This window comes from Actinophytocola sp. (assembly GCF_035762905.1).
GTDB lineage: Bacteria > Actinomycetota > Actinomycetes > Mycobacteriales > Pseudonocardiaceae > DASYTH01.
In genome coordinates this window covers 17,315-34,913 of the sequence record NZ_DASUCC010000101.1, presented here as the reverse complement: position 1 = coordinate 34,913, position 17,599 = coordinate 17,315, and the positions used below count along the sequence as shown (strand labels likewise).

Genomic DNA, 17,599 nt, shown 5'->3' with positions numbered 1-17,599 from the left:
GGGCTCCTTGACGTCCGGGCGCGGCATGGTTGACCATTGGCGAGCACCCGTACCTACTTGCCAGTAGCAACCAGGCCGCCGTCACCGATGCCGGGAGAGCCCATGCCTCGCCGACTGTTCGCGTCCCTCGCCACCGCGATCGCCGCGCTGGCCCTCGTGCCGACCCCCGCCGCCGCACAGGTGCCGCTGCGCTACGTCGCGCTCGGCGACTCCTACAGCGCCGCGTCCGGTGTGCTGCCGCCGGATCCCACCGCACCCCTGCTGTGCCTGCGCTCCAACCGCAACTACCCGCACGTGCTCGCCGCCCGGACCGGGGCGGACCTGGTCGACGTGTCCTGCGGGGCCGCCGAGACCAGGCACTTCACCACCGCCCAGTACCCCGGCGTCCGGCCCCAACTCGACGCCGTCGGCGCGGACACCGACCTGGTCACGATGACCATCGGCGGCAACGACAGCGGCGTGTTCATCGGCGCCATCCTGGCCTGCGGCTCCGCCGGCATCCTCACCCTCGGCTTCGGCAGCCCGTGCCGGGATCTGTACGGCTCCCGGTTCACCGACACCATTCGCACCACCACCTACCCGGCGCTGGTGACCGCACTGCGGGCGACCCGGGCCAAGGCACCGCAGGCCCGGGTGGCCATCCTCGGCTACCCGTGGATCCTGCCGCCGACCGGTGGCTGCTTCACCCGGATGCCGATCGCCACCGGCGACGTGCCCTACCTGCGTTCACTGCAGGCCACCCTCAACGACGCCGTCCAGCGCGCCGCCGCCGTGACCGGGGCGACCTATGTGGACATGGCCGCCGTGTCCGAGGGCCACGACGCCTGCCGGCCGCTCGGTGTCCGGTGGATCGAGCCGGTCCTGCACACCACCAACCCGGTCGTGGTGCACCCCAACGCGCTCGGTGAGGCGAACATGGCCACGCAGACGATCGCGGTCCTCGGCCTGGGCTGACCACGCCGGGGCCCGCGCACCCTCAACCCCGACTGTCCACTGTGGTCTACGCTGCCGGCCGGGTCACCGGCGGTCAGCCCGACCGACTGGCGCGCGGTGCGCTGCAGTCCGGGCACAGGCCCCAGAACACGACCTCGGCCTCGTCGATGGTGAAGCCCAACGCGTTGGACGGCTCGAGACAGGGGGCGAACCCCACGACACAGTCGACGTCCTCGGTGCGGTCGCAGTTGCGGCAGACCAGGTGATGGTGGTTATCCGCTGTCCGGCGCTCGAACCGGGCGGGATGTCCGGCGGGTTCGATGCGGCGCAACAGCCCGGCCTGGGTGCACGCGTTGAGCACATCGTAGATCGCCTGCGTGGACACGGAATCCAGACGTTCCCGAACCCCGGTGGCAACCTGGTCCGCGGTCGCGTGCGGATGCGTGGCGAGCCAGTCGAGCACGGCCAATCGTGGTGCGGTCACTCGCAACCCAGCGGTCTGGAGTTGCTTGCGCGGCTCCATCTGGCCCAGTTCTCGCGTGTTCATCCTTGCCAACCATTCACCAGCTACGGGTCCCCGTGGATACAAGCATACCGAGCTGTTGCAAATCAGTGGCAATCTGGCACCTAGGTGCTCGGCCACCGCGGGCAGCTGGGCGGCCCCAAGGGGTTGCAGCCGTAGGCCGCCGAACGGAGTAGGCCGAACGCCGATCCGGTTACGCAAAACGCCTGAGTGACCACATACCCGGCAGGCCGGACCATCGGGGTTACCGGCCGTGCACGGTCGGCTCCGGGAGCGTGCTCCGACCGGGCCGCTCCCTTCCCTGCGAACGAAGAGGTGGAACGTTGAGGAGAATCCTGCAACTCCTCGCGGCGGTGGCGCTGGCAACCCCGGTGCTTCCGGTGTCTGCGATGGCCCTGCCCGACGCCAAGGAGGTACCGGCGGTCGCCAACGGGGTGCAACCCCAGGCCGCAGAAGAGGTCGGCACCGAGGAGAAGGTGACCGCCCTGGTGTACCCGGCGCGCACCGCCACGATCAGCCGGCCGGGCGCGTGGTACGTCAAGGTGCATCTGACCGAACTGACGTTGTTGCCGGGCGCCGAGATCACGGTGTCCAATGTGGACGGAACAGAGGTGTACCGGTACACGGCGGACGGCGGGCTGACCGCGACGCCGACCGAGACCGGGTTCTGGGCGATGTCGATCACCGGTGACACCGCGGTGGTGACCGTGCACGGGCGCGGCTGGGCGGCGGTCGACAAGATCACCCGCGGGTTCACCGCGGCCGAGTTCGCCGCGCGCCCGCAACCGATGAGCGTCTGCGGCACCAACGACTGGCGCGACGTGGTCTGCTTCCGGACCAGCAACCCCACCGAGTACGCCAACACCCGCCCGGTGGCCAGGCTGCTGCGCAACGGCAGCTCGCTGTGCACCGGCTGGCGGGTCGGCCCGAACAACCGGATGCTGACCAACAACCACTGCTTCACCTCGCCGACCGGCATCGAGGTGTGGTTCAACTACGACTGCACCACCTGTGGCGGCACCGTGGCGGCGACCACGACCAAGGTGCTGGCCAGCCAGGTGCTGCGGACCAACGTCGCACTGGACTACACCCTGTTCACGGTCAACAACTTCGCCGCGATCCAGGGATTCGGGTCCATCACGCTGGACACCCGCCGGCCGGTGGTCGGTGAGCAGATGTACATCGTCCAGCACCCCGGCGGCCAGATGAAGAAGCTCGGCCTGCGCGACTCCTCGACCACCACGGGCTTCTGCCAGGTGCGCGCGGTCGGCGTGAACGGCAGCTCCGCCGGCGCCGACATCTCCTACATGTGCGACACCATCGGCGGATCCTCCGGCTCCGTCGTGATGTCCCGGACCACCCACCGGGCCATCGCCCTGCACCACTTCGGCGGCTGCCCGAACCAGGGTGTCCGGGTCGAGCTCATCGAGCCGCAGATCCGTTCCCTGCTCTGAGATCCGCGTTCGGCGGGTCCGGTCCCCGGACCCGCCGAACGGCGCCGGTCGAAGCAGTTGTACCTAGGTAGGCGGCTAACCGCACCATCGGCTGGAACGTAACAACAGCAGTCGATTCGGAGAGGCGGACTAGCCTGGCCAGGTGACCCGTGAATATCACCAGGCCCTGCTGCGGCACTTCGTCGACCTGCGGGACCGCCGGCACGGTGCCGCCGTCAGCCGGCCGGACAAGGAGAAGCTCTTCGAGCAGGCGGTCCGGTTGCTCGATCCCGTTGCCCGCCAGGTGCTCGACGAGATGAACGAGGATCTGCTGCTCGGCGGCGGAACCGTCACGGCGACCGGGGTCGAGCGGGTGGCCGACGGCGGCACGGAGGCGCGGTGGCAGCTGTCCTGGCCGCAACAGGCGGCGGCCGGGGTCGGCCCGGTCACCATTCGGGCGCACTACGGCCAGACGTTCCTGCACCCGCACCTGGCCGGCGGAACGCTGGGGCACTGGCCACTCAACGTGTTCACCGCCGATCAGGCCGCCGCCGAACTACCCACGCTGCGCGCCGTCGCCGCCGCGGACCTGCACAACCTGGTGTTCCAGGCCGACTACCGGATCGTGCCGGCCACGACCGAAACCTGATCCCGCCGGACCCGGCGGCGCGTTGACGGGTACCGGACGTGCCGATTACTGTCGTCTCCGTATACGGCTTCTCGAATTGTGTTCGATATTTCGGATATCTGCCACGAGGAGGAGCGGTGCGGCACGGGGGTGCGATTCTCGGACGGGTGGCGCTGGGCGCGGTGCTGGTGATGGCGATGTTGCCGGTCGGCGCGGCGGTGGGCGCGGCGCCACCGCCCGGGTTCGCCACCCGGTACACGATGACCGCGTTCACCAACAGCAGCGAGTCGAACATGTACGTGTACGAGGCGCCGGACGCGACCGGGTTCCGGCTGCTGCGCGGGCCCGCGTACACGCCGCCGTCCGGCCTGATCCGGGATCCGAGCATCCTGCGGCACACCGACGGGCGCTACTACGTCGTCTACACCACCAACTGGACCGGCAACACGATCGGCTTCGCGACCAGCACCGACCGGGTCAACTGGACCTTCCTGCGCAACCACACGATCCCGCTGTCGGGCATCGCGAACACCTGGGCGCCGGAATGGTTCGTGGATTCCAACGGCAGCGTGAACGTCATCGTGTCGTTGTCCACCACCGGAAGCGACTTCAAGCCCTACCGGCTCACCGCCACCAACTCCGCGCTCACCGCGTGGTCCGCGCCTGCGGTGCTGTCCGGTATCGCGCCGAACTACATCGACACGTTCATCGTCCGGACCGGGTCGACCTACCACGCGTTCGCCAAGAACGAGACCACCAAGTTCATCGAGTACGCCACGGCGAGCAGCCTGACCGGGCCGTACACGGTACGGCGCACCGGAAACTGGGCCGGCTGGGGTGGCCCGCGCGAGGGCCAGGCGGTGGTGCCGCTGGACAACGGCGGCTGGCGGATCTTCTTCGACGGCTACACGGTCGGCACCTACTACTTCAGCGACAGCTACGACGGCTTCGCCACCTGGACCGCGCCCGGCGTGCTGCCCGGCCTGTCCGGCTTCGCGCGGCATTTCACGGTGCTGAAGGAAACCGTGTCCGGCGGGGCAACCGTGCCGGCCGGCGCCCGCTCGCTGCGGTCGGTCAACTTCACCGACCGCTCGGTGCGGCACCGGTCGTCCCTCGGTTACCTGGAACAGGTCAGCGCCAGCAGCCCGGCGCAGACCCGGCAGGAAGCCACCTTTACCGTGGTGGCCGGCCTGGCCGACCCGAACTGCTCCTCGCTGCGCGCCGCCGACGGCCGGTACCTGCGGCACTGGGACTTCCGCGCCCGGTTGGACGCCGACGACGGCTCGGCCGTCTTCCGCTCGGACGCGACCTTCTGCGCCCGGCCGGGTTCGGTCAGCGGGTCGGTCACCCTGGAGTCGTACAACTTCCCGGGCCGCTACCTGCGGCACCGCAACTTCGAGCTGTGGGTGGACCTCTACCAGGACTCCGCCGCATTCCGCTCGGACAGCTCGTTCCGGGTCGGCGCCGCCTGGGCCTGACACGCACCTAGGAGTTTCTGGCCGTACCGGGGAACGATCCCGGCCACCCAGAATGGGAAGGTTGCGTGTACCCGACAAAAGGGGCATTTCCATGAGAAGGATCACCGTGTTGGCGGGTGTGCTCGCGCTGGTGGCGTCGGTGACGGCGGCGTCGTTCAGCGGCACGCAGGCGGTGGCACATCCGCCGGAGAATCCCTTCGACAACACCAGGTTCGCTCCGATCCGGACCGGCGGAGTGAAGATCGGGTTGGAACGGGTGACGGCCGGACTGACCGCGCCGGTGAAGGGGGTCGTCGCGCCCGGGCATCCCGGCCGGCTGTTCGTGATCGAGCAGGACGGACAGCTGGTGAGCGTGGACCTGGCCGGCGGGCAGCAGACGGTCGTGCTCGACCTCAGCGAGCGGCTGGTGCCGCTCGGCGTCGGCGGGCCGGGAACCTTTGACGAGCGCGGGTTCCTGGGTACCGCGTTCCACCCCGACTACGCCAGCAACGGGTTGCTCTACACCTACAGCTCCGAGCGGGTGACCGCGCCGCCCACGTTCCCGACCACGATGCCGCCGGGCAGCGCGCCCAACCACCAGAACGTGCTGGCCGAGTGGCGGGTGCCGAACCCGGCCGACCCGCGCGCGGCGGTCGACCCGGCCAGCCGGCGGGAGCTGATCCGGGTGGACTGGCCGCAGTTCAACCACAACGGCGGCGACATCGCGTTCGGACCGGACCGGCTGCTCTACGTCCCGACCGGGGACGGCGGCGGCGCGGACGACCAGAACGTCGGGCACCCCGGCGGCAACGCGCAGAACCCGACCGTGCCGCTCGGCAAGATCCTGCGCATCGACGTCAACGCGCGCGACTCGGCCAACGGGCAGTACGGCATTCCCGCCCGCAACATCTGGGCCGGGATGCCGGGGCTGGTCGGCGAGATCTTCGCGCTCGGCTTCCGCAACCCGTGGCGGCTTTCCTTCGACCGGGGCAGCGGGCGGCTCTACGTCGGCGATGTCGGGCAGAACGACCTCGAAGAGGTCAGCATCGTGGTGAACGGCGGCAACTACGGCTGGCCGCTCAAGGAGGGCCGGCTGTTCTTCAACAACAACGGGACCCTGCCCGGCTTCGCGGTCCGGGAGCCGGTCCGCGAGACGCCGCCGGGTCTGCAGGACCCGATCGCCCAGTACGACACCCACCACGAGGGGCATTCGGTGATCGGTGGGTACGTCTACCGCGGCCACCGGGTGCCGCAGCTGCGCGGGCGCTACGTGTTCGCCGACTTCTCCCGGCTGTCCGGCGCGGGGGCCCCGGGCAGCAACTACGGCCGGATCCTCTACCTGTCCCAGGACAACCGGAACGACCGGCACGACCGGAGCGGGGTGACCGAGGTCCGCGGCTTCGCCGAGGAGGCGGCCCGGCTAGGCCTGATCGACCCGAACCGCCCGCCGGCCGCCTTCCCGCAGACGCTGGCCGTGTTCGGCGTGGCCGAGGACGCGCGCGGCGAACTGTACGTGACCGGCAACCTCTCCGGCGTCCCGTTCGGCACCGGCGGGGTCGTGCTCCGGATCACGGCCCGCTGAGCCACCTTGTGGACGGGCCGGTCATCCGGCCGGTCCGTCCACATCGGACCGGACTCATCGGGCCGGCCGGATGGCCAGTTGGCTGAGGATGGTCGGGTCGGTGATCCGGTCGTCCCGGACCAGCAGCAGCACCTCGGACAGGATCACGCTCAGCACCTCGTCGCCCTCGAACGGCAGCAGCACCTTCGGGTCTCGACGCCGGCTCGGCACGATGCACAGGTAGCGGTCGTCCGCCGCGAACCTGCTCGACGACCTGCACCTGTTCGTCAACCCGATCGCGGTCGGCTCCGGGATGCCGGTGTTCCCCACCGAGGCCTACCACCGGCTGCACCTGGCGTCCGCCCGCGGGTTCGACTGCGGGGTCACCGCTCTGCACTACCAGCCGGCGCGCTCCTGAGGCCCGCCGGTCAGCTCGCCCAGTCGAGCAGCGGCCGGTTGCGCACCGGGTCGCGCAGCCTGGCCAGCGACTCCTTCTCCAGCTGCCGGATCCGCTCCTTGGTCAGCCCGACCCGGGTGGCCACCTCCTGCAGGGTGTGCGGCCGGCCGTCGGCCAGCCCGTAGCGCAGGTTCATGATCAGCGCCTCGCGCGGGGCCAGGGTGTCGACCAGGGCGCGCAACTGCTCGGTGAGCGCCCGGTGCTCGGCCAGCTCCGCCGGGTACGCCCCGTCGACGTCCTCGACCAGGTCACCGAAGAGCATCTGGCCGTCGTCGCCGAGCGGGGTGTCCAGGCTGATCGTCTGCCGGGCCGCCCGGCGCAGCTCGGCGACGGTCTCCTCCGGCTGCCCGCACTCCGCGGCGATCTCGGCCTCGGTCGGATCCCGCTCCAACCGCTCGGACAGCATCCGCTCGGCCCGGGCGATCCGGTTGACCTGCTCCACCACGTGCACCGGCAGCCGCACGGTGCGCGCCTGCTCGGCCAGCCCGCGGTCGATCGCCTGCCGGATCCACCACATGGCGTAGGTGGAGAACTTGAAACCCTTGGCGTAGTCGAACTTCTCCACCGCCCGGATCAGGCCGACGTTGCCCTCCTGGATCACGTCGAGCAGCGGCACACCGCGCCGGCTGTGCTTCTTCGCCGCGGCCACCACCAGCCGCAGGTTCGCCCTGATCATGTGATCCTTGGCGACCTGCCCGTCCCGCGCCGCCGCGTGCAGGTCGGCGGTGCGCCACGGGGACGGCTCGGCCCGGCGCAGCAGCTCCGCCGCGTACACGCCGGCCTCGATCCGCTTGGCCAGCTCGACCTCCTGCGCCGCGGTCAGCAGCGCGATGGCGCCGATCTCGTGCAGATACTGGCGGACCAGATCGGGCTCGTTCCTCTCGGTTGTCCTGCTCGGCGCCATGGTCACCCCCTCCTCGGAATGTGCGCGCGGTCGCCGGCCCGAGAGTGATTCGGGCCGGCGGGGCAGTTGGGTCGGCGGCTTCTTTCCAACGCACCGGACCCGCGCGGCATTCCACGCAGGCTGTGGACACCACGCACACCGAGGCCATGGCCTGTGCGCGGGTCATCGCCGAACGGGTCGGATCAGTCGGCTGACCGGCGGCGGCGCCGGGCGATCAGCAGGCCCACGCCGACGAGCGCGACCTTCAGGACCACGACCAGCAGCACGGCATCGGCGATCAGGCCGGCCCACCGCGGCGCCGCCAGCACGGCGGCGCCCAGCACCAGGTGGGCGGCGACGGCCAGCACCGCGACCGTTAAGAGAACGACCATCCCACGGCGGCGCATTGGCTTCGTCGCAATGAAGTGGCTCGTGATCACTTGGGTACAGTAGACCCATGCCGACGCCGTGGTCCGAAATGGTCGAGGCGCACCGGCGTGGCGTCCGCGAGGCAATCCTGGACGCCACCGCGGCACTGGTGGCCGAGCGCGGGCCGGATGGCGTAACCATGGAGGAAGTCGCCAAGCGGGCCGGGATCCGCCGGGTGCGGCTGAGCATGTACTTCTCGGACCTGGAATCGCTCCTGCGGGCCTGGCACGAACGCCAGCTGCACAGCCATCTCGGCTTCCTCGAAGAGGTCCGCGACAAGGGCGCAGGCGACCTCCGCGAGCGACTGGAGTCCGTGCTGCGCGCCTACGTGGCGATCGTGCACCAGACCCACCGGCACCATCACACCGAGCACGGAATCGCTTTGCACCAAGGCGAGCACCTGGAGAACGCCCAGCGGCACCTGCACGAGACGGTCCGGGACCTGATCGCCGAGGGCGCCGCGGCCGGCCAGGTCCGCTCCGACATCCCGCCCGACGAGCTCACCGCGCAGTGCCTGGACACCCTGTCCGAGGCCATCGGCCTGTCCTCCGCCGAGGACATCCGCCGCCTGATCGCGGCCACCCTGGCCGACCTCAACCCGCCGGAAGAACCCGGCTAGCCCCAACCCTGCAGCCCGGCGCCGTAGGGGTAGAGCGGGTTTCCGAAGGTCGACGGGACCGGTTGGCCGGCGTCGATCCGGGCCCGGATGTCGGCCCGCTCGGCGTCGGTGGCGCCGAGGTCGTACGGAACGTCCCACCGCTCCACCTGATCCGCCGGCACGTCGGAGCCGCCGGGGCGCAGCACCTGGTCCAGGCTTCTCGGCAGCTGCCAGGGCAGCCGGCCGCGCGGGGTGTGGTCGCCGAACAGCAGACCGGCAACGGCCGGGCCGACCTCCTCGCCGCCGCGGTAGGTGACCACGATCGCGTTGGCCAGGCCGTTCCACTCGGTGATCACGTACGGCCGGGGCAACACCAGCAGCACCACGACCGGAATGCCCTGGTTGCGGAAGTTGCGGATCAGCGCGAGCTGGTCGGGCGGCAGGAACGGCTGCTCCTTCACCCAGTTCGTGCCGTGCGTGTAGGACGCCTCCCCGACGGCCACGACGGCCAGCCGCGGCGACGGCCCGCTGTCCTGGAAGACGTTCACCCCGACTTGCGTGGCCCGGGCCCGGATCGCGTCCAGGATGCTGCGGGATCCGTACTCCTGATGGAAGAAGCTGGTCCACACGCAGCATGCGTTGCCGTCCGCGGCGCGCGGCCCGGCCACCACGATGTTGTCCCCGCGGGCCAGCCGCAGCGGCAGCGTGCCGTCATTGCGCAGCAACGTCAGGGCTTCCCGCGCGGCCTGGTTGGCCAGCGCAGCATAGGCCGGAGTGTGGAACCGGTACGGGCCGTTCACCGGGTCACCGTAGGGATTCTCGAACAGTCCCAACTGGAACTTCAACCGCAGCACGCGCCGTACCGCGTCGTCGATCCGGCCGGCCGGCACGTTGGCGAGGAATGTGCCGATGGAGAACCCGGCCGCGCCCGGGTCGGCGCCGCCCATCACGTCCGAGCCGGCGTTCGCCGCGCCAACCCACGAGCCGGACGGCAGCCAGTCGGTCGTGATCAGCCCGGTGAAGCCGAGATTCTGCCGCAGGTAGGCCAGAATCCGCGGGCTGTCGCCGGCCCCCGGCCCGCCCGGGTCGAGGAACGAGCTGCCGGCGTAGCCCGGCATGATGTTCACCGCGCCGGCCTCCATGGCCGCGCGGAACGGGATCAGGTGGTACTTGATCGTCACAGCGTCGTAGGTGATCAGTGCCTCTCCCCCGGCGCCCTCGCCCGGCCAGTGCTTCACGGTGGCCAGCACCGACTTCGGGTTCAGCTCCGGTCCGCCCTGCAACCCGGCGACCAGCGCGCGCACCTGCGCGGCGGCCACGTCCGCGTTCTCCCCGTTGCCTTCCTGGATACGCGGGTAGAGCACCTTGGTACCGACCTCGGCCAGCGGTCCGAGCACGCCGCGGGTGCCCACCTCGAGCTGCTCGCGGCGCTGCATGTCGCCGAGCCGGTAGTCCAGCGCGTAGTTCCGGCCGGCGGCGAGCGCGCTCTGCGTCGGGTAGGTGGTCTGGTAGCCGTGGATGGTGTCGCCGGCCGAGACGAACGGGATACCGAGCCGGGTTCCCGCGGCGCCGAGCAGGTAGCCGTGCAGATCCGCCGCCTGCGCCGGGCCGAAGTGCCAGCCGGACCGCGGGAAGACCTGCGCGTTGTAGAACATCTGGTAGGCCTTCTCCTCCGGCGTCATCCGCCCGAGCAGGTCGTTCACCCGGGTTTCGACCGGTGCCCGCCAGTCCTCGTACGGCTCGATCGAGCCGTTCTTGTTGAGGTCCCGGCTGCCGGCCACCACGGACACGCCGTCCGCCACCGTTTCCAGGATGGGCAGGTAGACGCTGAACGTGCGGATGTTCGACGTCGTGGTGGCGCCCGACCCGCTGACCGAGACCACGAACCACTTGTAGGTCCAGCGGTCCGGCAGGTCCCAGGTCGGCGTGTAGCCGGTGCCGGTCGGCTCGGCCACCCTGGTGTAGAGGTCGATCAGGTTGCCGGGAGCGGCGAAGTCGTAGTCGGTGCGGCTGATGTTGATCCACACCTGGTAGCGCACTGCGCCCGGTACGGCCGCCCAGGACAGGGCCGGCCGGCGGGTGCTGGTGATCATCGCGCCGTTGGCCGGCGCGGTGAGCGCGAACTGGCCGGTGGTCGCCGGCGGCCGGGTCGGCCCGGACAGCATCGGCGGGGTGACCGCCGAGGTGTCCACCGAGCCGCGAACCTCGAACTCCCACAACGAGAACCCGAAGCCGGTGGCTCGCGCGGTGCCGAACATGCGCACGTACCGGCCGGTGCCGCGGATGGCGAGGTTCTCCACGCCGCCGCGGCCGGCGGCGGTGCTGTGGATCGTGGTCCAGGTGGCGGCGTCGCCGGACACCTCGATGCGATATCCGGTGGCGTAGGCGGTTTCCCAGTTGAGCAGCACCCCGGTGATCGTCGCGGTGCCACCGAGGTCGACCTGGAGCCACTGTGGATCGCTGGCCAGGCTGCTCCACCGGGTCGTGGCCCGGCCGTCCAGCGCGGCGCCGGGCGCGTTGCCGCCCTCCCAGGAGGACGCCGACACCGGCTGGAACCGGGAGATGACCGGGTCGGTCGGACCGGTGCTCCCACCGGTGCCGTGCACGGCGAACTCCCAGAGCGAGTAACCGAATCCAGTGGCCCGGGCGGTGCCGAGCATCCGGACGTAGCGGCCGGTTCCGTTGACCGCCAACGTCTGCGTGCCGCCGGTGCCGGTCGTCGTCGAGAAGATCGTGGTCCAGCCGGTTGCGTCGGCGGACACCTGGATCTGGAACGCGGTGGCGTAGGCCGCCTCCCAGCTCAGCACGACCTGGCACACGGTCACGGTGCCGCCGAGATCCACCTGCAGCCATTGCGGATCGCTGAACGTACTGGCCCACCGGGTGCCCGGGTTGCCGTCCACCGCGGCGGATGCCGGTGTGCCGGCGCTCTCGGCCGAAGACGCGGTGGCCGGCCGGCCGAGCGCGGTGTTGACGCCGCATGCGGTGCCGGCCAGTTCGCCGATCACCTGGAACTCCCACAGCGAGTAGCCCCAGCCGGTGGCCCGGGCGGTGCCGAGCATCCGGACGTAGCGGCCGGTTCCGTTGACCGCCAACGTCTGCGTGCCGCCGGTGCCGGTCGTGCTGGAGAAGATCGTGGTCCAGCCGGTTGCGTCGGCGGACACCTGGATCTGGAACGCGGTGGCGTAGGCCGCCTCCCAGCTCAGCACCACCTGGGAAAGCGTCGCGGGGCCGCCGAGATCCACCTGCAGCCACTGGGGATCGCTGAACGTACTGGCCCACCGGGTGCCCGGGTTGCCGTCCACCGCGGCGGACGCCGGTGTGCCGGCGCCCTCGACCGAAGACGCGATGGCCGGCTTGTTCTGGGACAGCAGGGTGGGCGCGGCGCCGGCCGGTGCCGGCGCGAGCGCGGCCACCGTGCTCGTCAGGACCAGGACGACGGCGGCGAGCAGCAGCCCGCGGTTTCGCATGATCATCACCAACCTACGGCGACCAGCAACCACTGCGGGTTGCCGTGTGAGATGAACGAGGACTGGTTGGCCACGTCGTCGTACGGGAAGCCGTAGGCCAGCCGGCTGATCGCGTGGTCGTGCCAGAACTTCGCGTAGTAGTTGGCCGGCGCGGTCGGGTAGTACCGGGCCGGGTCGCCCCACTGCGCCCGCGGCAGGTGCGCGGTATGCCGGTTGAGCGCCGCGCACATGTCCGGGTCGGCGGCCAGCGGTCCGGCGCAGCCGAAGATGTCCGAAGTGGACGCGTTGACACCGACCGAGTTGGCGTAGGCGGTGAAGTAGTTGGCGTTCACCCCGCCGGCGCGGAACGTCGGGTCGCTGCCCGGTGCGATGATCCGGGCCTGTCCCGGCGACTGGGCCAGCACGTCGAACTGGGCCGGCACCTCGGCGACGAACTTCGCGAAGGTGGCCGAGCGATCCTCGGCGAAGGTCGCCCGGTCCTCGCCGACCTCGACGTCGAAGCCGTCCCTGGCGTGCAGCCGCATGGCCAGCTTGAGCCCGAACGCGTCGACCCGCGTGGTGTTGCCGTTGAACACGGCCGGACCGACGGTGAACTCGATGAAGTCGAAGTACTGACTGTTCGGCGAACCGAGGAAGAAGTTCATCCGCCCGGCGGAGTTGGCCGGCATGTCCAGGAAGGGCTGCTCGGCGATCGAGCGCACCTGTCCGTTGAAGCTCCAGAACACCTGGCTGTCCGGGTACCGGCCGTTGGTGCGGTTGAGCACCTTGACCATGAGCACGTTGTTCGCGGGCGGGATCGTGCTGGTGTCACCCCAGAACTGGTCCGGCGGCGGGGGTGGCGGCGGCGGTCCGCCGGTGCCGAACACGCCGAACTCCCACAGCGAGTAGCCGAAGCCGGTGGCCCGGACGGTGCCGTTCATCCGGACGTAACGGCCGGTTCCGTTGACCGCCAGGGTTTGCGTGCCGCCAGTGCCGGTGGTGGTAGCGAAGATCGTCGTCCAGGCGCTGGCGTCGTTCGACACCTGGATCTGGAACGCGGTGGCGTAGGCCGCCTCCCAGGAGAGGACCACCTGGCAGATCGCGGTGGGCGCGCCGAGATCGACCCGCAGCCACTGCGGGTCGACGAACGCGGAGGACCAGCGGGTCGCCGGGTTGCCGTCCACGGCGGCCGAGGCCGGGGTGGCGGCGTTCTCGGTCGAGGACGCCGCGGCCGGCCGGTTGAGCGCGACGTTGTTGCCGCAGGCCGATCCGGCCAGCTCGCCGATGACCTGGAACTCCCACAGCGAGTACCCGAATGCCGTGGCCCGAGCCGTTCCGAGCATCCGCACATACCGGCCCGATCCGCTGACCGCCAGGTTCTGCGTGCCGCCGGTGCCGGTCGTGGTGGAGAAGACCGTGGTCCAGCTGGCCGCGTTGTCCGACACCTGAATCTGGAACGCCCTGGCGTAGGCGGCCTCCCAGCTCAGGTTGACCTGGTTGATGGTGGCCCGGCCGCCCAGGTCCACCTGCACCCATTGCGGGTCCCCGAACGCGGACGACCAGCGGGTAGCCGGGTTGCCGTCCACCGCCGCCGACGCCGGCGTGCCGGCGTTCTCGGTCGACGACGCGCTGGCCGGCTTGTTCTGGGACAGCAGGGTGGGTGCCGCCGTAGCCACCCCCGGCACGATCACCAGCCCGGCGACCAGGGCCGCCGCAATCGTGAACACGGATCCGCGGCGCGGCAGAAGGCGAGGACGGGTGCGCATGGCCATCTCCCTTGACAGCGCCCCGGGCGTGGGCAGGGGACCCGGGAGAGCGCTCTCTCTAGAGAGTGCTGGCATTCCAGCACAGTTGTCAAGCCCGGTATCAGGCCGAACCGCGCACCACCAACGTCGGATCAAAGATCACCGACGTCGGCTCACTCTTCGGATTCTCGATATGGGACAGCAACAACCGCGCCATCTCCCCCGCCATGTCCTCCACCGGCTGCCGCACCGTCGTGAGCTGCGGCCGGCAAGCCAACGCCGCCGGACTGTCGTCGAATCCGACCACCGCAACGTCCTCCGGCACCCGCCGGCCATGCTGGCGCAGCACCAGCAGCGCCCCCTGCGCCATCAGGTCGTTGGCCACGAACACGCCGTCCAGTTTCGGATGCTCGGTCAACAACCGCTCCATCGCCCCCTCGCCCCCGTTCTGCTTGAAGTCCCCCTCCACGATCGGAATGTACGGATGTCCGCGCCGAGCCATCGCATCCCGAAACCCCGCCAGCCGATCCTGACTCGCCGGCACGTCCAACGGCCCGGTAATCGTCGCCAGCCGCCGGCAGCCGCGGGCCAGCAGGTGCTCGGCGGCCAGCCGGGCGCCATCCTGATGCGCGAGATCGACATAGCTGACCGGAATCGGTGTCGCCGGCCGGGCGAACAGCACCGCCGGCACTCCCGCGCGCACGAACAACTCGGGCAACGGATCCTCGGCGTGCGTGGAGACGACCAGCGCACCATCGGCGTTCCCCTGCCGCAGGTTCGCGACCACATCGGCGCGCGCCTGATCCGAGTCGGCCAACATGAGCAGCGGGTGGATGCCGAGCGGACGCAGAAAGTCGACCGCCCCCGCCGCCACCCGCCCGAAGAAAGGATCAGCGAAAACCGTTACCGCGTAACCGGATTCGTCCTCGGCGCCGGACACGACCAGAGCGATGTTCCCCGCCCGCCGGGTAACCAGCGACCGCGCCGCCCGATTCGGCGCGTACCCGGTCTCGGCGATGGCGCGGCGGACGAGTTCCTGGATCTCAAGATCGACGTTGCGGACACCGTTGATCACTCGCGACACGGTCGCCCGGGACACGCCGGCCACCCGTGCGACGTCCTCCAGGGTCGCGGTTCTCGGTGCCCGATCGGTCATGATGGCATCTTAGCTGGTGCGGAGAGCGCTCTCTTGGGTGTTCGACGGGGTGCACGGATGCGGGGTGGGGTCCGGGGCGGGCCGGGAGGTTAAGGCACCGCGCCTCCTTGTCAAGGCACACTCGTCCGTGGGTGCACTGGAGTCTGTTGGGTGCCTTGACAAGGAGCCTCCCGCGGTGCCTTGGGCTACCAAGGGGCAGGGCGAAGCCCTGCCTGATTGACCCCGGCCCGCCCCGGACCCCGTGATGCCGGGTTCCCTGTGCTGACGGAGGGTTCCCCGAGCTTGGCCCCCGGTCCTCGCCCCCCGGGCCCCAACACCCGAGTCCCCGCCTCCAGCACCCGGACCTCATTTCCAGCACCCGAACCTCATTTCCAGCACCCGAACCTCATTTCCAGTACCCGAGATCCCGGTCCCCGAGTCCCCGTCTCCAGCTACCCGAATTTCCAGTTCCAACACCCGAATCCCACCTCCACCACCCGAATTACCCGCCCAACACCTGAGTTCCCGTCCCCCACCACCCGAGATCCTGAACTCAGCACCCGAAATGCCAGCCTAACAACCTGAGTCCCCACCCCCAGCTACCCGAATTGCCAATTCCACACCCGACATCCCCACCCCCCAGCACCCGATGTCTCGGTCCCACCAGCCGAAATGCCGAGCCCACCACCACCCGAGGCCCCACCTCCAGCTACCCGAATTTCCAGTTCCACACCCGACATCCCCGGCCCCAGCACCGAGTTGCCGGCCCCAGCACCCGAGTTGCCGGCCCCATCAACTGAATCTCGGTTTGGCCAACCGCAACCGAGCAATCTGCCAGGGTGACGCCCCTTCCCGGTGCACGGTGGTGGGCAGGCCCGCGCCCGGTGCCACTGCACGGAGCGGCCTGTCCACCACTGTGCCGCGGAACGCCGGGCCCAGCCCTACCAAGGCGCCCACCCCGAGCGTTCCGATGCAGCCGGGAACCCCTGCCAACCCGACAACACTCATCCCGAAACCAACCATCAGTGTGCCCGTCACCGCAACCCCAGCGGCGAACGAATGGCACGTTCGCGCGTCGAACACCTGATCGAGTGAACATTCTGGAAACCGCAGCTTCGGGTCAATAGAATGGCGGCATGAGCGCAACTCAGGAATTCACGGCCCTGCGGGGCTCGGAGCTTCCGGCTGCGCTGGTGGAAATCTTCGCCAGAATGCGACGCGACCACGCCGACGCGCTGGACATCATCAACGAAATGGGACACCGGCAGACCGAGGTGTTCGCCGGCTACCCCAGCCTCGCGAAGTACCTGTCAGACCTGCTGCGGATCACAACCCGCAAAGCTACCGGCCTGATCGAGCAGGCCGAACTGGTGGCCGAGTCGGTGACACCGGTGGGCTATGTAGCCCCGGCCAAACTGCCCTTGGTGCGCCAAGCGCTGCACGAGGGGGTGCTCGACTCCGAGCATGTGGTGGCGATCGCGGAGGCGGTCACCGCCATCCCGGACTGGGCGGGCCCGCAGAACAAACAGCTCGTCGAGTCCACCTTGACCCAAACCGCGCGCACCTCCGACCCGCGCGTGGTCAAACAATACGGCCGCATCCTGCTCGCCCGCATCGACCAGGATGGCGAGAACCCGCACCAGGAAGACCAGTTGGCCGAGCCGGCCAACGAACTACACCTGCACGCCCAACCCAACGGCTGGGTCAAGTTCCGAGGCATCCTCGACCCGGAGGCCGGCGAAGAGTTCGTCAGCCTGATCGGCTCGCTGAGCCTGCCCCAGCCACCGGCCGAAGGAGTGCCCGACCCACGCCCGGCCGAACGGCGACGCGGCGACGGGTTCGCCCAGCTCTGCCACTCCGCCGCACAACTGGACAACAGCACGGCCGGTGGCGCCAAGCCGCACCTGCACCTCTACCTCGACTACCAAACGCTCACCGCCCAGGTCGGCACCGCCACCCTGGACGGCGGCGCATTCCTACCGGCCACCGCCATCCGCCGGATCGCCTGCGACGCGGGGTTGATTCCGGTGGTCCTCAACGGCGAAAGCGTGCCGCTGGACCTCGGCCAGGAACACCGCCTGGTCAAACCCAGCCAACGCAAGGCCCTCATCGCCCGGGACCGGGGATGCGCCTTCCCCGGATGCCATCTACCGGCGAGATGGACCGACGCGCACCATATAAAACATTGGGCGGATGGGGGTCCGACCGACTTGGGAAATATGGTGCTCTTGTGTAGGAGGCACCACCGACTACTACACCACTCAGCATGGGAAATCCGGATGGTCAACGGACTGCCATACTTCCGCCCACCGGCATGGCTGAACCCGCAGCAGAAGCTGATGCGCAATGTGCTCCGACAATAACCCCG

The 17,599-nt window shown here is 69.9% G+C and carries 14 protein-coding genes; 7 read left to right on the top strand and 7 right to left on the bottom strand.

The window, feature by feature from the left end; translation table 11 throughout:
* The first annotated feature begins 102 nt into the window (after positions 1-102).
* Positions 103-954, top strand: a complete 852-nt coding sequence (locus VFV67_RS22505; protein WP_326472590.1) for an SGNH/GDSL hydrolase family protein — start codon at positions 103-105, stop codon at positions 952-954.
* A 73-nt stretch (positions 955-1,027) separates the two neighbouring features.
* Here the strand turns inward: VFV67_RS22505 and VFV67_RS22500 are convergent, their stop codons facing one another.
* Positions 1,028-1,480 carry a Fur family transcriptional regulator gene (locus VFV67_RS22500; protein ID WP_326472589.1) on the bottom strand — a complete coding sequence of 151 codons (453 nt, stop codon included), beginning with the start codon at positions 1,478-1,480 and terminating at the stop codon, positions 1,028-1,030.
* Between the two features lie 299 nt (positions 1,481-1,779).
* On the opposite strand from VFV67_RS22500, the gene VFV67_RS22495 reads away from it, so the two are divergent.
* The 4 genes from VFV67_RS22495 to VFV67_RS22480 all read left to right on the top strand — a co-directional run bounded on the left by VFV67_RS22495 (position 1,780) and on the right by VFV67_RS22480 (position 6,556).
* Positions 1,780-2,910, top strand: coding sequence for a serine protease (locus VFV67_RS22495; protein ID WP_326472588.1), 1,131 nt, complete (start codon positions 1,780-1,782; stop codon positions 2,908-2,910).
* Positions 2,911-3,052: 142 nt separating this feature from the next.
* Complete coding sequence (locus VFV67_RS22490) at positions 3,053-3,538, top strand: hypothetical protein (protein ID WP_326472587.1); 486 nt, start codon at positions 3,053-3,055, stop codon at positions 3,536-3,538.
* Positions 3,539-3,654: 116 nt separating this feature from the next.
* Positions 3,655-4,995, top strand: coding sequence for a glycoside hydrolase family 43 protein (locus VFV67_RS22485; RefSeq protein ID WP_326472586.1), 1,341 nt, complete (start codon positions 3,655-3,657; stop codon positions 4,993-4,995).
* Between the two features lie 91 nt (positions 4,996-5,086).
* Positions 5,087-6,556 (top strand): PQQ-dependent sugar dehydrogenase, encoded by a 1,470-nt coding sequence (locus VFV67_RS22480; RefSeq protein ID WP_326472585.1) that lies wholly within the window; start codon positions 5,087-5,089, stop codon positions 6,554-6,556.
* 54 nt (positions 6,557-6,610) lie between these two features.
* Here VFV67_RS22480 and VFV67_RS22475 read toward each other — a convergent pair whose 3' ends face one another.
* The 3 genes from VFV67_RS22475 to VFV67_RS22465 form a co-directional block, all read right to left on the bottom strand.
* A complete protein-coding gene (locus tag VFV67_RS22475; RefSeq protein WP_326472584.1) occupies positions 6,611-6,865 on the bottom strand; it encodes a hypothetical protein in 255 nt (84 codons plus the stop codon).
* Positions 6,866-6,963: 98 nt separating this feature from the next.
* Complete coding sequence (locus VFV67_RS22470; RefSeq protein ID WP_326472583.1) at positions 6,964-7,896, bottom strand: sigma-70 family RNA polymerase sigma factor; 933 nt, start codon at positions 7,894-7,896, stop codon at positions 6,964-6,966.
* Positions 7,897-8,078: 182 nt separating this feature from the next.
* Complete coding sequence (locus tag VFV67_RS22465; RefSeq protein ID WP_326472582.1) at positions 8,079-8,267, bottom strand: hypothetical protein; 189 nt, start codon at positions 8,265-8,267, stop codon at positions 8,079-8,081.
* 65 nt (positions 8,268-8,332) lie between these two features.
* Here VFV67_RS22465 and VFV67_RS22460 point away from each other — a divergent pair, with 65 nt between their 5' ends.
* Entirely contained in the window at positions 8,333-8,923 is a 591-nt protein-coding gene (locus VFV67_RS22460) for a TetR/AcrR family transcriptional regulator (RefSeq protein ID WP_326472581.1), read from the top strand.
* On the opposite strand, the gene VFV67_RS22455 is transcribed toward VFV67_RS22460, so the two are convergent.
* The 3 genes from VFV67_RS22455 to VFV67_RS22445 form a co-directional block, all read right to left on the bottom strand.
* The gene (locus VFV67_RS22455; RefSeq protein ID WP_326472580.1) at positions 8,920-12,372 is read right to left on the bottom strand and encodes a discoidin domain-containing protein; all 3,453 of its coding nucleotides are present in this window, start codon (positions 12,370-12,372) and stop codon (positions 8,920-8,922) included. The two genes, VFV67_RS22460 and VFV67_RS22455, sit on opposite strands and share 4 nt — an antisense overlap.
* Positions 12,373-12,377: 5 nt before the next feature.
* Positions 12,378-14,117: a discoidin domain-containing protein gene (locus VFV67_RS22450; RefSeq protein ID WP_326472579.1), complete on the bottom strand. Its 1,740-nt coding sequence runs from the start codon at positions 14,115-14,117 to the stop codon at positions 12,378-12,380.
* A 100-nt stretch (positions 14,118-14,217) separates the two neighbouring features.
* The gene (locus VFV67_RS22445; RefSeq protein ID WP_326472578.1) at positions 14,218-15,252 is read right to left on the bottom strand and encodes a LacI family DNA-binding transcriptional regulator; all 1,035 of its coding nucleotides are present in this window, start codon (positions 15,250-15,252) and stop codon (positions 14,218-14,220) included.
* Positions 15,253-16,367: 1,115 nt separating this feature from the next.
* Here VFV67_RS22445 and VFV67_RS22440 point away from each other — a divergent pair.
* Entirely contained in the window at positions 16,368-17,594 is a 1,227-nt protein-coding gene (locus VFV67_RS22440) for an HNH endonuclease signature motif containing protein (RefSeq protein WP_326472577.1), read from the top strand.
* Positions 17,595-17,599 lie beyond the last annotated feature (5 nt).

What these genes read in the sequence shown, in the direction of transcription:
- VFV67_RS22505 (WP_326472590.1), top strand. Translation starts at nt 103, where the DNA reads ATGCCTCGCCGACTGTTCGCGTCCCTCGCCACCGCGATCGCCGCGCTG.
- VFV67_RS22500 (WP_326472589.1), bottom strand. Translation starts at nt 1,480, where the DNA reads ATGAACACGCGAGAACTGGGCCAGATGGAGCCGCGCAAGCAACTCCAG.
- VFV67_RS22480 (WP_326472585.1), top strand. Translation starts at nt 5,087, where the DNA reads ATGAGAAGGATCACCGTGTTGGCGGGTGTGCTCGCGCTGGTGGCGTCG.
- VFV67_RS22470 (WP_326472583.1), bottom strand. Translation starts at nt 7,896, where the DNA reads ATGGCGCCGAGCAGGACAACCGAGAGGAACGAGCCCGATCTGGTCCGC.
- VFV67_RS22465 (WP_326472582.1), bottom strand. Translation starts at nt 8,267, where the DNA reads ATGGTCGTTCTCTTAACGGTCGCGGTGCTGGCCGTCGCCGCCCACCTG.
- VFV67_RS22460 (WP_326472581.1), top strand. Translation starts at nt 8,333, where the DNA reads ATGCCGACGCCGTGGTCCGAAATGGTCGAGGCGCACCGGCGTGGCGTC.
- VFV67_RS22455 (WP_326472580.1), bottom strand. Translation starts at nt 12,372, where the DNA reads ATGCGAAACCGCGGGCTGCTGCTCGCCGCCGTCGTCCTGGTCCTGACG.
- VFV67_RS22450 (WP_326472579.1), bottom strand. Translation starts at nt 14,117, where the DNA reads ATGCGCACCCGTCCTCGCCTTCTGCCGCGCCGCGGATCCGTGTTCACG.
- VFV67_RS22445 (WP_326472578.1), bottom strand. Translation starts at nt 15,252, where the DNA reads ATGACCGATCGGGCACCGAGAACCGCGACCCTGGAGGACGTCGCACGG.
- VFV67_RS22440 (WP_326472577.1), top strand. Translation starts at nt 16,368, where the DNA reads ATGAGCGCAACTCAGGAATTCACGGCCCTGCGGGGCTCGGAGCTTCCG.